General features: G+C 68.3%; 10 protein-coding genes. 8 read left to right on the top strand and 2 right to left on the bottom strand.

What is annotated here, in order from left to right; genetic code table 11:
- Positions 1-29 precede the first annotated feature (29 nt).
- Positions 30-473 (bottom strand): cell division protein SepF, encoded by a 444-nt coding sequence (gene sepF / locus AB0915_RS24840; protein WP_327247169.1) that lies wholly within the window; start codon positions 471-473, stop codon positions 30-32.
- Between the two features lie 307 nt (positions 474-780).
- On the opposite strand from sepF, the gene AB0915_RS24845 reads away from it, so the two are divergent.
- From AB0915_RS24845 to AB0915_RS24855, 3 genes are all read left to right on the top strand, one after another.
- A complete protein-coding gene (locus AB0915_RS24845; protein WP_366693172.1) occupies positions 781-1,998 on the top strand; it encodes a DUF5685 family protein in 1,218 nt (405 codons plus the stop codon).
- A 331-nt stretch (positions 1,999-2,329) separates the two neighbouring features.
- Positions 2,330-3,229, top strand: a complete 900-nt coding sequence (locus AB0915_RS24850; protein WP_366693173.1) for a S1 family peptidase — start codon at positions 2,330-2,332, stop codon at positions 3,227-3,229.
- 190 nt (positions 3,230-3,419) lie between these two features.
- Positions 3,420-3,899, top strand: a complete 480-nt coding sequence (locus AB0915_RS24855) for a hypothetical protein (RefSeq protein WP_366693174.1) — start codon at positions 3,420-3,422, stop codon at positions 3,897-3,899.
- 26 nt (positions 3,900-3,925) lie between these two features.
- On the opposite strand, the gene AB0915_RS24860 is transcribed toward AB0915_RS24855, so the two are convergent.
- Positions 3,926-4,825, bottom strand: a complete 900-nt coding sequence (locus AB0915_RS24860; RefSeq protein ID WP_366693180.1) for a DUF4231 domain-containing protein — start codon at positions 4,823-4,825, stop codon at positions 3,926-3,928.
- A gap of 263 nt (positions 4,826-5,088) precedes the next feature.
- Between AB0915_RS24860 and AB0915_RS24865 the strand changes: the two genes are divergently transcribed.
- The 5 genes from AB0915_RS24865 (at position 5,089) to fxsT (ending at position 14,230) form a co-directional block, all read left to right on the top strand.
- Positions 5,089-5,886 (top strand): hypothetical protein, encoded by a 798-nt coding sequence (locus tag AB0915_RS24865; RefSeq protein ID WP_366693175.1) that lies wholly within the window; start codon positions 5,089-5,091, stop codon positions 5,884-5,886.
- A 474-nt stretch (positions 5,887-6,360) separates the two neighbouring features.
- Positions 6,361-6,525: an FxSxx-COOH cyclophane-containing RiPP peptide gene (gene fxsA, locus AB0915_RS24870; protein WP_366693176.1), complete on the top strand. Its 165-nt coding sequence runs from the start codon at positions 6,361-6,363 to the stop codon at positions 6,523-6,525.
- Between the two features lie 30 nt (positions 6,526-6,555).
- Positions 6,556-8,832 (top strand): radical SAM/SPASM protein FxsB, inactivated metallohydrolase extension form, encoded by a 2,277-nt coding sequence (gene fxsB / locus AB0915_RS24875; RefSeq protein ID WP_366693177.1) that lies wholly within the window; start codon positions 6,556-6,558, stop codon positions 8,830-8,832.
- Positions 8,833-8,951: 119 nt separating this feature from the next.
- A complete protein-coding gene (fsxC, locus tag AB0915_RS24880) occupies positions 8,952-10,298 on the top strand; it encodes an FxsC protein (protein ID WP_366693178.1) in 1,347 nt (448 codons plus the stop codon).
- Complete coding sequence (gene fxsT, locus AB0915_RS24885) at positions 10,295-14,230, top strand: FxSxx-COOH system tetratricopeptide repeat protein (RefSeq protein WP_366693179.1); 3,936 nt, start codon at positions 10,295-10,297, stop codon at positions 14,228-14,230. Before fsxC ends, fxsT begins: the two co-directional genes overlap by 4 nt.
- Positions 14,231-14,323 lie beyond the last annotated feature (93 nt).

Genomic DNA, 14,323 nt, shown 5'->3' on the forward strand with positions numbered 1-14,323 from the left:
CGGCCGGACCGATCCGGTGAGCGCCCTGCTCAGCTCTGGTTGAAGAAGCCGTCGGCCGGCCGGCCGACGGCTTCGCCGTTGAGCACCCGGGTGTCGGCCGGGGTCAGCAGGAAAACCCGGGTGGCCACGCGGTCGATCGAACCGCGCAGCCCGAAGATCAGCCCCGCGGCGAAGTCCACGACACGCTTCGCGTCGGCAGGGTCCATGGCCGTGAGGTTGATGATCACCGGGACGCCGTCCCGGAAGAGCTCGCCGATGGCGCGCGCGTCCCGGAAGCTGTCCGGGGTGACGGTGGCGATCCGGCGGCCCGTCTCCTCGGCCGCCTCGGAGACCACCTGTACCCGTGGGTCGGTCACCCAGGCATTGCCGGTCCCGGTCCGTGCACCCTCGGCGTACTCGTCGTCGTCGTAGTAACGCTCGTCGTTGTCCTCTACGAGGCCCAGCCAGGCACTCGCCTTGCGCACCGATCCCATGGACGCCTCCTCTCACCGCGGTTCCTTGGTGTTCCGCATCTCTTTCGTATCCCTATGGTCGACCATGATGCGGATCGTGCGCCAAGTGGATAGTCGGCATGCAGGCGATTCGTGACGCTACTGGTGCAAAAGATGTGGCGATTCGTCACGGTTCCTCCCGCATGGGGCCCCTGGGAAAAGAAAATATGATGCGCCGGTCCGTACGGGTGACATGGGAGACGTACGGGTGAACGGGTCACTCGATACGATGCCTGTCGCGCACCCGCATGAGCGCTGCGCATGGCTGAACGGCTCTCGGGGGATTGTCGTGTTCGGAATAGTCAGGCCCTGCGCCCATCGGTTGTCCGAGGGGCTCAAGACCGCGTGGATGGCCCATCTCTGCGGGCTCTGTCTCGCACTTCGCTCGGACCACGGCCAGTTCGCACGGGTCGTCACGAACTACGATGGTCTGATCGTCTCGGTCCTGACAGAAGCTCAGGCGGAGCCCACCGCAGGCCGGTGGCGCACTGCGGGTCCTTGCCCGCTGCGCGCCATGCGGACCGCGCCGGTCGCCCACGGCGAAGGGGCCAGGCTCGCCGCCGCCGTCTCGCTGGTGCTGGCCTCGGCGAAGGTGCGGGACCACGTCGCCGACCGAGACGGGCTGTTGAAGCGCCGCCCGGTCGCCGCGGCCGCCCGCCGAGTCGCCGCGGGCTGGGACAGGGCAGGGGCGCGCACCGGCGCCCAGCTGGGCTTCGACACCGCGGTCCTCGTCGACGCCGTCGACCGGCAGACCGGCATCGAGCGACTCGCGGGGCTCGGCACCCCGCTGCTGACGGTCACCGAGCCCACCGAGACGGCCACCGCGGCGGCCTTCGCCCACACCGCCCTGCTCGCGGGCAAGCCGCAGAATGCCGAGCCGCTCGCCGAGGCCGGCCGGCTCTTCGGGCGGCTGGCCCATCTGCTGGATGCCGTGGAGGACCAGGAAGCTGACGCGGCGTCGAGCGCCTGGAACCCGCTCACCGCTACTGGTACCTCGCGCGCCGAGGCCCGGCGGCTGTGCGACGACGCGCTGCGCGGCGTACGGTTGGCGCTGCGCGACGCCGAATTCACCGACGACAAGCTGGCGCATGTGCTGCTCGTGCATGAACTGCGCCGATCGGTGGACCGCGCGTTCGCCACGGAGACGTGCTCCCACCAGGCGGATGCACACCGGGCCGGTGGACACGGCGTCACCGGATCCTTCGGGGCACCGCCCGGCAATCCGTACGCACCGAACACCCCCGGCAGCCCGTTCGGCCCGCCGTCGCCCCCGCCGGAACCGCCGCGCGACCGGCGCGGGCTGATCATGGGCTGCCTGGTGTGGGCCGGACTCGCCTGCACCTGTCAGATGTGCTGCGGGACCTTCGAGGACCCGTGGAGCCGTCAGCGCCGCGAGGGGCTGTGCAGCCAGTGCGACTGCTGCGATGCCTGCGACTGCTGCAGCAACTGTGCTGACTGCTGCAGCAACTGCGACTGCTGCGACTGCGACTGTGGGTGCGACTGCTGAGCCGTGCTTCGGACGCGGCTCAGCAGCCGTGAAGGCACGTCCCGTGCTCGATCTCTGCATCCACGGAGCCCTCGCATGTCCGTGCAGACAGATGCATTCCCTCAACCACTCCCGGTCCCGCTCTCGAAGGACAGCGACACGGGCCCGGGTCCGCCGAGTTCAGGCCAAAGGGCCCTCTTGCGCGAGAAGTTGACGCCTTGAATACTCCCGAGCAGCGCTTGTCAGGAGCACGTCGCATCTGGAACGGACACGCGGCCGCGCCCCCGACTGCGCCTCACGGGTCCGGCCACCCCACTGACGGACCCCCGTTTCCCCTTGGGAGGAATGACAAGTGAGGAACAAGCGCACCACCCCCCTCAGCGCCACAGCGAGACGAAGCCGGATCGTCGCGGTCGCCGCGGGCCTGGTGGCCGTCGCCGCAATCGCCGTCCCCAGCGCCCACGCCAACTCCACCACGACATTCAGCGCCGACCAGCTCTCCGCCGCCAGTGATGCGGTGCTCGGCGCCGACATCGGCGGTACCGCCTGGAACATAGATCCGGTGACCAAGACCCTCGTCGTCACCGCCGACAGCACGGTCACCCAGGCCGAGATCAAGCAGATCAAGAAGTCCGCCGGCGCCAACGCGGGCGCCCTGCGCATCGAGCGCACGTCCGGCACCTTCAGCAAGCTGCTCTCCGGCGGCGACGCCATCTATGCCCCCGGCTGGCGCTGCTCCCTCGGCTTCAACGTCCGCAGCGGCAGCACCTACTACTTCCTGACCGCCGGTCACTGCACCGACGGCAACCCGCCCTGGTACACCAACTCGTCGAACTCGACGTACATCGGCCCGACGGTCGGATCCAGCTTCCCGACCAATGACTACGGCCTGGTGCGGTACGACAACACCTCCGTCGCCCACGCGGGCACCGTCGGCAGCCAGGACATCACCAGCGCGGCCAACGCGACGGTAGGCATGTCCGTCACCCGTCGCGGCTCCACCACCGGCATCCACAGCGGATCCGTCACCGGTCTCAACGCCACGGTCAACTACGGCGGTGGAGACATCGTCTACGGCATGATCAAGACGAATGTCTGTGCGGAGCCCGGCGATTCCGGCGGTCCGCTCTACTCCGGCACCAAGGCGATCGGACTCACCTCGGGCGGCAGCGGCAACTGCAGCTCCGGCGGTACGACGTACTTCCAGCCGGTCACCGAGGCGCTCAGCGCATACGGCGTCAGCGTCTACTGACGTACCGGCGCCCGATCGCACACATGACGGAGCCCTCGCCCGAATTCCGGGCGGGGGCTCCCGCACACCCCGCGGCTTTTGAGAGGATGTGGGGGAGGTCGGTCGCGCAGGAACAACGGGGGCGGATGCTGTGCCTCCCGGAGGGATGCCCTCCGGGAACCCCCGGAGACACTCCAGGGGGTTCCAGTCCGTGAAACGCATCGGAGTGACCGGCCATCGCAGCATTCCCGAGGAGGCGCACGCCCATGTGCTGGCCGGGATCCGGGCGGCGCTCTGCGGGCTCGACGGCTCCCTGGAAGCCCTCTCCAGCCTGGCCGTGGGGGCGGATCAGCTCTTCGCCGACCTGGCACTCGCCCACGGGGCCGAACTGACCGTCGTCATCCCGAGCGGGGACTACGAGACATCTTTCGAAGTCGGCGCCGAACTGGCCCGCTACCGGAGCCTCAAGGACCGGGCGGCACGGGAGGTGCTGCTGGACTTCCCGCACTCCACCGACGAGGCGTACTACGCGGCGGGGACCTATATCGCCGATCACTGCGACCGGCTACTCGCGGTGTGGGACGGCCGGCCGGCCCGCGGCCTCGGGGGCACGGGCGACATCGTGACGTACGCGCGGACGCTCGGCCGCCCGGTCACGGTGATCTGGCGCGACGGGGTCGAGCGCGCCTGATCCGAGGTCACCTCACCGGCCCCGCTTCACATGCGGTGCCGGGCCAGCCAGTCGGTGTGTTCGGGAGAGACGATCCGCTCCGTCTCGAAGACCGCGACCGGCCACTGCCGTTCGGTCAGGCTGGTCTCCATGGCGGCCTGCATCGACTCCAGGTCCTTCTCGACCAGCGAGTGCGCGGATATCAGCGGGTGATGGCGGCGCATCTCGTTCCAGGCGAGGCAGGCGGCCGCTGCCGCCGAGAGCGCCCCCGTCAGGGCGAAGGACCGGGCGGCCCCGAACGTGTGGAGCAGGCTGAGCGTCAGCGCCGGCGTGGTCAGTGCGGCGATGGCACTCGACCAGACGAGCGCGCCGCGCCGCGAAACCTGCTGGCGCCTGCGGTACCAGCGCCGCTGTTCGATGAGCCGGTCCCGTACGTAGGTTTCCTTGCGCACGGTGAACGCCCTGCTCCGCAGCTCCCGCATGGACTCCGTGATCAGCCCGCTGCCGGCATCGTTCATCTCCTCCCGGGGGTCCACCCAGCCGACCTTTCTGAGCTCCTGCAGACCCTCTTCGAGCCGGTTCGCGAACACCGCTTCCGGGTGCTGGGTACCGGTGTCGAACGGGGAGCCGTGGACGGCGTAGCGCCAGCACATCGACTTGATGAACTCCGCGGCGGAGCGGTTCAGTTGCCAATGCGACTTTGCCTTGCGCCGGGAAGCGGCATACGTCGTGACCAGAACCCCGAGATAGGCCAACGCGCCGACACTGTCGAGGAGTTGAAATGAGCCACCGGTTTCGCCGTGCCAGGGCAGGGCCGCCGGCACGGCACCCACCACGAGCAGGATCAGCTGGCCGCGGGTCGTATTGACCGCCTCCCGCTGGCGTGCGATGGCGATGGCGTCCGTGTGGTGGAAGAGCGCCGGGAGGTCCTCGCTCCTGAAGACCATGGACTGAAGCGGTCCGGGAATCGCCGTCATGTTCACCCCGTCTGCAGTTTTGGACATGCCCGTTCAGCCAGGCGGATGGCCCGTCCGGTCCGGCCGAAGGTCTGGAAGGCCCCTGTGCGGCGCCTGGGGCGCACGCATGCGCGGGCGGAGGCCGACCGGGTGCACGAGAGTAAGGTCGCCCGCCCGGACACTGCAATGGCGCCCTGGGCTCCGGCTGCTTCCCCGGGTCCGGATCCGGTCGCTCTCGTGCGATCCGAGAAGCTGTGGCATGGTTGGTCAACTTACTGTTGTTGCAGGCGAGTTGCCACATTGAGTGCGTCCTGGTCTCGCCACTCGCCGGGGGAGCGAACGTGCGGGAAACGAACGAGGACGACGTTCAGTCGCCGGCCGGTGCCCAACGAAGGATCCGGCGAAGCCCACTGCTGTTCACCACACCCCTCGTGCTGCTCGCACTGCTCACCGCGATCCTTCTCTGGGAAGTGATCCGGTCCAACATCACAGCCGAGGCGCAGACCGAATGGCCGTGGCGCCTGCACCTGCTCGACATGGACGCCCTGGGCAGTCTGCTGGCCGTCGCCGGTGGCGCGGTCCTGGCCAGGGCGCAGTACGCCCGCACGGTGCGTCCGTACCTGGGCTGGCGCGGATCCTGGCAGAAGGGGCATCTGAAGGAGGACTCGTCCGCGTGGCGCGTCGGCGTGCTCAACGGCGGGCAACACCTTGCCGTGATCGATACCTGGGACTGCCGCCTGGTCCTGACCGGGCAGGCCGACTCCGTCGGCGCGCGGTGGGTCGATCTCGACGAGGCCGTGACCGAACTGACAGCTGCCGGGCTCGTTGTCGCGCAGGACTTCCAGATCATCCGTTTCGGGACGGGCTTCCCCCTGGCGGGTACCGGGGGATACGAAACGATGCTGGTGGGTGCTTTCTCGAAGCGATTCGTCCGTGACGTCGAGGCTTTGTACCTGCGGTTCAGGGTCACCGATGTCGTAGGTGACACCCACGAGCGCATCCTGGACTGCATGAAGGGGGCGAGGACGGATCTCAACGCCCCGCTCGACTGAGGTCCGGCAGTACCCGCGCGTCCTCTCGGCGGAGGCAGCCGATGGGAGGCGTTCGCGGACGGAACCGGCAGAACGTGACGCCGGGCGGGTGAACGGAGTGGAAGTGAACACGCGGCATCGCGCATCTGTCCTGAAGTCAAATCCACGTACTTTTCGCCGAAATCAGGGTGGCGCATCACTGGCTCTTGGTGCAGGGGCACCCCGCCGGCCCGCGCACAGGCCGGCGGAGGGGAGGGTCCGGCCTTCCGGAACTGGCTCGTGTCATCCGCTCCTGCCTGCGCTTTCTCTCCTCACTCCGACGGAGGAATGTCGAGTCACGTTCCGTCTGGCGTAATGCTGTGCGACCGCTGCGTTTCGTGTGACGTCGGCATTTGCCAAGCGCTGTCAGCGGAGTAAAGTCGTGCCGCCGGACACTGCATTTACGCAGTAGCCGGAAGCGTTTCAGTGTCCGGAACAATCCCATCAAGGACGGCCGTGAAGACCAACGAATCCACCTCATCCTTCGCCAATGCGAAGAGCCGTGTGCCGCTCGCCGAGATCGACACCCGTGGCGCCGAAGCCACCAGGAAGCTCGATCGGGTATTCAGCACGTCAACCGGCCGTTCCACCAAGGCGTCCACCTTCAGCTCGGCTCTCTGAGTCGCGCCGCAAGGTGGCTAGACTGACGGAATGACAGGACCCCTGGTCCCCTTCCGCGAAATTGTGCTCAAAGTGCACAGCAGGTGCGATCTTGCCTGCGATCATTGTTACGTCTATGAACATGCTGATCAGAGCTGGCGTACCCGCCCTAAGGCAATCTCTGATGAGGCAATTTCCTGGACCGCTCAACGCTTGGCCGAGCATGCCCTGACGCATGCGCTGCCCTCCGTGTCAGTGATCCTGCACGGAGGGGAGCCTCTCCTGGCGGGCCCCGCGCGTCTGCGCCGCGTCTGCGAGGAACTCACCTCGGCGCTGAACGGCATCGCCGATCTCGATCTACGGATCCATACCAACGGCCTGCAGCTCAGCCCGCGCTATCTCGACCTCTTCGACGAGTTCGGCGTCAAGGTCGGCATCTCGCTCGACGGCGACCGGGCCGCCAACGACCGGCACCGCCGTTTCGCCGACGGACGCACCAGCCACCCCCTGGTCCTGCGAGCCGTCGAGCTTCTCCGCCAGGAGCGCTACCGGCACCTCAACCTCGGCCTGCTGTGCACCGTCGACATCCGGAACGATCCGCACGCGGTGTTCGACGCCCTGGCCGAACTCGATCCACCGCTCATCGACTTCCTCCTTCCGCACGCCACCTGGGACCAGCCACCGCCGCGTCCGGGCGGATCGCCCACGGCCTATGCCGACTGGCTCCTCGCGATCTTCGACCGCTGGAGGGAACAGGGTCGGCCGGTGCCGGTGCGCTTCTTCTCCTCGGTCCTGTCCAGCCTGAGCGGCGGACCCAGTCTCACCGAGTCCCTGGGCCTGGCCCCCACCGACCTCGTCGTCGTCGAGACCGACGGGCAGCTGGAACAGGTGGACTCGCTCAAGAGCGCCTATGAAGGCGCGGCCTCCACCGGGTTCGACGTTTTCACCCACGCCTTCGACGAGGTCGCGGCGCACCCCGGGGTCCGGGCGCGGCAGCTCGGACTGGCCGGGGTCAGCGAGACCTGTCGTCGTTGCCCCGTCGTACGTTCGTGCGGCGGGGGGCTCTACACGCACCGCTACCGGTCGGACCGCGGATTCGACAACCCCTCGGTGTACTGCGCGGATCTCGAAGCGCTGGTGCGCGGCATCGAGGTGCGGACGGCCGCGGAAACCGAGTCGGCCGCGGTCGCGGAGCCGCACGAGCTGATCGCCGCGCACCAGGACCTGACGCGGACTCTGCTCGCCCGGCTCCACGCGGACCTCGACGGCCGGGGCGGAGAGCGCTGGGACGAGGCCTGGGAGCTGGTGCAGGCCTTGGACCGGACGGAGGCGGGCGCCGACGGCCTCGACGGTGTACTGGCCCATCCCTACACCCGCACCTGGCTGCTCGACGTGCTGGACGCCGTGTACGACGGCCGGCCGGGTGCCGGCCGGCCGGCGGCGCTGCGGCTGTCGTCGTCCGTGGCCGCTGCCGCCGTACGCGCCGGACTCGAACGGGATGTTCCCGTCGCCTACCGGGACGGCAGCATCTTCCTCCCCACCCTCGGAGAGGTGCGGATCGGTGGGCCGGGGGAGCACGGCACTGCCCTCGTACGCGCCACCGACGACGGATTCCTGATCCGGCGGGCCGGGCACGCCGCGGAACGGCGGATCGTGCGGGCGTCGACGGAAGACTCCGGCTGGCTTCCGGTGCGCCACGTGGGTGTCGGCGGGGCGCCCGGCTTCGTACTCGACGACCTCGACCCGTACCGGGACTGCTTCGACACGCCCGTCGCTCCCCGGCTCGGGCAGTCCGAGGCCGATGCGTGGAGCGCGGGACTCGCCGGGGCCTGGGAACGGCTGACGGCGGTCGTGCCGGGGCAGACGGCCGAAGCGGCGGGCAGCCTGATCGCGCTGACGCCGCTCACCGCCGGACACCCCGCTGTGGGGCGACACGGCTACGGAGCGTTGGGGATCGGCGTGTACACGGATGCCGAGGAACTGGCGCTCGGTCTGCTCCGCGGATTCCGGCGGGCCAAGCTCAGGGCCCTCGTGGATGTCACGGATCTGTACGCATCGGACGGATCCTGGGAGCATCGGACGCCCTGGCAGGAAAAGTCCGTTCCCTTCTCCCGGCTGCTGTCCATGACCTATGAGCGGGTGGGGTTGGGTCTCTTCGACCCCCGGTTCCTGGACGGGGTGCCACAGGCACTTGACACGCTCGAAGCGGCGGCCGAACTGACCATCGACGGAAAGCAGCTGTTGGCCGGAGTCAGAAAGGAGATCAGCGGTACACACGGGGACATCCGGGAAGAACAGTTGCAAGACTGCTTGCGATCAAGAACTTGATTGACCGGGCGTGAGGATGGATGACTGAAAAGCAGCGCTGAATGACCGAACGTCATGGGGGTGGAGCAAGGTCCGCTCCGGAATGATGAATTCGCTCGCATTCTTCCTACACTCCTCGGATGCGAGTGCTCACACAGGACGGGGGTCGTGTGCACGCATCAACGCAACCGCGAGCGGCGGACCATCGGCCGTACTTCTTCTTGAGCTATGCACATACACCGGGGTACGGCGGTGGAACGGACCCGGATATGTGGGTCGAGCGGCTGTTTCAGGATCTCTGCGGCCATGTAATGGCCATGACCGACCTCCCGGCGGGTGCCTCCGCCGGGTTCATGGACCGGGAGATACGGTCCGGCGAGGGGTGGTCGGAACGGCTCGGCAGCGTGCTGGCCACCTGCCGGGTGTTCGTTCCGCTCTTCTCGCCGCGCTACTTCGCCAGCGAGATGTGCGGAAAGGAGTGGCACGCTTTCGAACAGCGCGCCATCGCCCACCGGGCCCGCAGCAATCAGCCCGCCGAAGCGATCGTGCCCGCGCTCTGGGTGCCGGTTCCACCGAACCAGCTGCCCGGGCCGGCAGAGCGACTGCAGTTCAATCACCGTGATTTCGGGGACCGTTATGTCAGTGACGGACTCTACGGACTGATCAAACTCAGACTCTTCGCCCAGGAGTACGAACGGGCTGTCTACGAACTCGCCAAACGCATCGTCAGCGTCGCGGCCACCGCCCGGATCGAAGTGGGTCGCCCCGTCGACTACCGGCTGGCCCCCAGCGCCTTCGGCTCACAGAGCAGCGGTGCCGGTGCACCCCGCCCGATGAAGGTGACCATCGCGGCTCCCACCCGGCACGACCTGCCCGAGGGACGCAACGCCGACTACTACGGCGACAACCCGCACGACTGGAACCCCTACCACCCGGCCTCCGCACGGCCCCTGGCCTATGTCGCCGAGGATCTGGTGCGCTCCCTCAACTACCAGGCCACCATCACCTCCTTCGACGAGGAGTCCGGCCACGCGGAGAGCAAGGGGCCACCGAACAGACCGGAAATCCTGGTCGTCGACCGCTGGGCGCTGATGGACGAGGACCGACGCCGCAGACTCGCGGCCTTCGACGCCGAGAACCGCCCGTGGGTGACCATGGTGGTGCCCTGGAACCGCGAGGACCCCCAGAGCAGAGCCGCCGAGGCGGAGCTGACCGAGAAGCTCGAACAGACCATGCCGTCCAAGATTCGCCAGGGGCGCGCGTATTGCCGCGCCGCGGCAAGGGGAGTGCCCAGCATGGATGCCTTCGGACAGGTGCTGCCCCAGGTGGTGGAGGCGGCGGCCCAGCAGTATCTGCGCCACGCGGCGGTCTATCCGCCGACGACGGGCGGCGGTCACACTGAACGAACACGACTGATGGGGCCCATGGGCAACACACAGTTCATACCGGACATGCACGACCCTGCGACGGATGCGGAGGACGTATGACGGCCGGGCGTGACGGACGCATCGTCACTTTCTACTCGTACAAAGGCGGTACCGGGCGCACGATGGCCCTGGCCAACACCGCCTGGATCCTGGCTGCCAACGGCAAACGGGTACTCGCCGTCGACTGGGACCTGGAGGCGCCCGGACTCCACCGGTTCTTCCATCCCTTCCTCGACCCGTCGACACTCGGCGCCACCACCGGCGTCATCGACCTGATCACCGAGTACGCCTGGGCCGCCACCAGCCCGGTCCAGCGTGCCGACGACTGGCACCGCGACTACGCCCGCATCCAGCCGCACGCCGTCTCCCTCGCCCCGGAGGCGCTCGGCTGGGAGTTTCCGCAAGGGGGCACGCTCGACTTCGTTTCCGCCGGGCGCCAGAACCGCGAATACTCCGCGACCGTCTCCACCTTCGACTGGGACAACTTCTACGACCGGCTCGGCGGCGGGCACTTCTTCGACGCCCTGCGCGACGACATGAAGGCCAACTACGACTACGTCCTCATCGACAGCCGGACCGGTCTCAGCGACATCGCCGACATCTGCACCGTCCACCTTCCGGACCTGCTTGTCGACTGCTTCACCCTCAGCGACCAGTCCATCGACGGCGCGGCATCCGTCGCCCGGCAGATCTCCGAGCGCTACACCGGCCGCCCCATCTCGATCTTCCCCGTCCCGATGCGCATCGACGAGGGCGAGAAGGAGAAGGCCGACGCGGGCCGCGCGCTGGCCCGGCTGAAGTTCGACCGGCTGCCCCGGGATCTGTCCAGTGACGAACTCACCGCCTACTGGGGAGCGGTGGAGATTCCGTACCGCCCCTACTACGCGTACGAGGAGACGCTGGCCACCTTCGGCGACGAGGCGGGTCTGACCAACTCGCTGCTCTCCGCCTTCGAGCGGCTCACCGCCGTCATCACCGACCGGCAGATCACCTCGATGCCCCCCGTGGGGGAAGAGGTACGGCTCCGCATCCGCGACGCCTTCACCCGGCGCAGGCCCGCGCTGCCCGCCGATCTCTTCCTCAACTATGTGGCGGAGAACCGGATGTGGGCCGACTGGATCGAATCGGTCCTCACCCGGGCCGGATTCCGCGTCGTCCCGCGCGATGTCTCCGCCGAGCCCGGCGAGGCCGACCCGGCGCAGCTCGCGGCCGAGACCGCCACCCGTACCGTCGTCCTGCTCTCCAGCGCCTATCTCAAGTCCCAGCGGGCTGTGAGCCTGTGGGAAAGGGCGGTCGCCGAGGACCCGGGCGGCGGCAGGCGTCAGCTGTTGCCTCTCAGGGTCGGGGACGTACGCCTCTCCGCGCCCTACATCGACCGCAACCCCGTCGACCTCTTCCGGCTCGACGAGGTGCACGCCACCGCTGCGATGATGCGTGCATTGGACCGCCCGGTGCAGCTCGTCGACGGGGTCGCGCCCGGGCCCCGCTTCCCCGGCACCGTGCCGAAGATCTGGAACGCACCCCCTCGCAACCCCGGCTTCACCGGGCGCTCCCTGGTCCTGGAACGGATGCGCGACCAGCTCGGTGGCGGCATGGCCGTCGTGCTTCCCCAGCCACAGACCCTGTACGGGCTCGGCGGCGTCGGCAAGACCCAGGTCGCTCTCGAGTATGTGCACCGCTTCATGGCCGACTACGACCTGGTGTGGTGGATATCGTCCGAGCAGACCGACGACGTGGTGGCCAGCCTCGCCGAACTCGGCGTCCGGCTCGGCGCCCAGGGCGGCGACGACATGGCCGCGGCCTCCCAGGAGGCCGTCGACCTGCTGCGTCGCGGAGTTCCGTCGGACCGCTGGCTGCTGGTCTTCGACAATGCCGACGACCCCGAACGGCTCCGGCGCTACTTCCCGCAGGGCGGCTCCGGTCACATCCTGGTCACCTCCAGGAACCAGACCTGGTCCCAGCACGGCGACGCACTGCCTGTCGATGTCTTCCTGCGGGAGGAGTCCATCGAGCACCTTCAGCGCCGCGCCCCGGGGCTGAGCGTCGAGGACGCCGCGCAGGTGGCCACCGCTGTCGGTGACCTGCCGCTCGCAGTGGAACAGGCGGCGGCCTGGATCGCGGAGACCGCCACGCCCATCGACGCCTATCTGGAACAGCTCGCCCAGCAGGCCCCTCAGGTCCTGGCCCTCAACCAGCCCGCGGGCTACCCGGAACCCGTCGCCGCCACCTGGAACATCTCCATCCAGCGCCTCAAGGAGCGCTCGCCCGCCGCCGTGCGGCTGCTGCAGCTCTGCGCCTTCTTCGCCCCCGAGCCGATCAACGCCAACCTCCTGTACAGCAAGGAGATGATCGAGGCGCTGAAGCCGTACGACCCCTCGCTCCAGGAGAAGCTGGTGCTCGGCCGGGTCATCCGGGAGATCGGCCGGTTCGCCCTCGCCAAGGTCGACCAGGTCTCCAATTCCATCCAGGTGCACCGCCTCGTCCAGGCCGTCATCCGTGCGCAGCTCAGCGAGGAGGAGCAGCGTGACGCCCGGCATGTCGTCCACCGCATTCTGGCGGGTGCCCGTCCCGATGACGACGAGCCGATCGACAACCCGGCGACCTGGCCGCAGTTCGCGACCATATGGCCGCACCTCGGCCCGTCCGATGCGCGCAACTGCAGGGAGCCCGAGACCCGCAGGCTCCTGATCGACCGGGTGCGCTACCTGTGGAAGCGTGGAGACTTCAGAACGGCCGGCACCCTCGGCGCCGAACTGCGCGAGACATGGGAGGAGATGCTCGGCGAGCGGGATCTCCAGTACCTCTACCTCTGCTTCCACCTCTCCAACATCTACCGCTCGCGCGGTCGTTATGTGGAGGCGAAGGAACTCGACGAGATCACCCTCGCCCGGCAGCGGGAGGTACTGGGTTCGGAGCACCCGCACACGTACATGACCACCAGCAGCCTCGCGACGGACCTCGGCACCCTCGGCGACTACAGCCGGGCGATCGAGCTGGCGACCGAAGCCACCGAGGGGTTCAGCCAGATCTTCCACGACTCACACCCCAGGACGCTTGCGGCGGCCAACAACCTGGCTCTGAACCTGCGCCTCGTCGGGCAGTACGCCAGGGCCAGGGAGATCGATCAGGACGTTTACGACCGGCGCACCGAGGTGCTCGGCGCGAACCACCCGTACAGCCTGTCGTCCGCCATGAACCTGGCCCGCGATCTGCGGGATGTGGGACGGTACGAGGACTCCGTCGGTCTGCTCAGCCGCACCTACGACAGCTACAAATCACACCTCGGGCGAACTTTCCCCGGCACACTGAGTGCGGCGAAGAGCCTCGCGGTCTCGCTGCGCAGGGCGGGCCGACTGGAGGACGCCCGCAGACTGACGGTGGCCACCCGCGCCAGGTACCGGGCCAAGTACACCTCGGCCAACCCCGAATCGCTGGCCTGTGATCTCAACATGGCGGCCGACCTGTTTGCGGCCGGTGAGGCGCTCGAGGCGAGGGACACTGCACAGGAGGTCGTCGACCAGTACATGAAGGTCCCGGGGGAGAAACACCCGTACACCCTGGCCGCCCAGAACAACCTCGGTGTCTATCTCTCGGGGGCCGGTGCGGCGGAGGAGGCGGAGAAACTGCTGAAGCGGGTGGTCGCCTCGATGCGCGAGGTTTTCGGACGCGAGCATCCGCACACCCTGTTCTGCGTCATGAACCTGGCCAACGCAACCGTGGACCTCGGCGACCTCGACATCGTGCTGTCGACGGAGCGGCAGGTGTCCGCGCAGCTTCGGGAGGCCATCGGGGCGCACCATCCGGAGACGCTGGCCATGACGTCGAACATGGCTGTCACACTCGATGCAATGGGGCGCAAGGACGAGGCGTTGCAGGTGCGGGCGGAAGTGGTCGAAGAGTTGACCCGACAGCTCGGCGACGAGCATCCGCTGACCCGGATCGCCCGGGAGGACAGCCGGTTCCAGCGTGAACTGGAACCGATCACGATCTGACTCAGGCCGGGCCCGCCATCGGCGGGCCCAACCGTCCTGTGGGATCTCAAGTTCGGCTGCACAATCTCGCCGCCCGCTTCATATCGACTGCAC

Source organism: Streptomyces sp. NPDC048411 (genome assembly GCF_040704695.1).
Classification (GTDB): Bacteria; Actinomycetota; Actinomycetes; order Streptomycetales; family Streptomycetaceae; genus Streptomyces.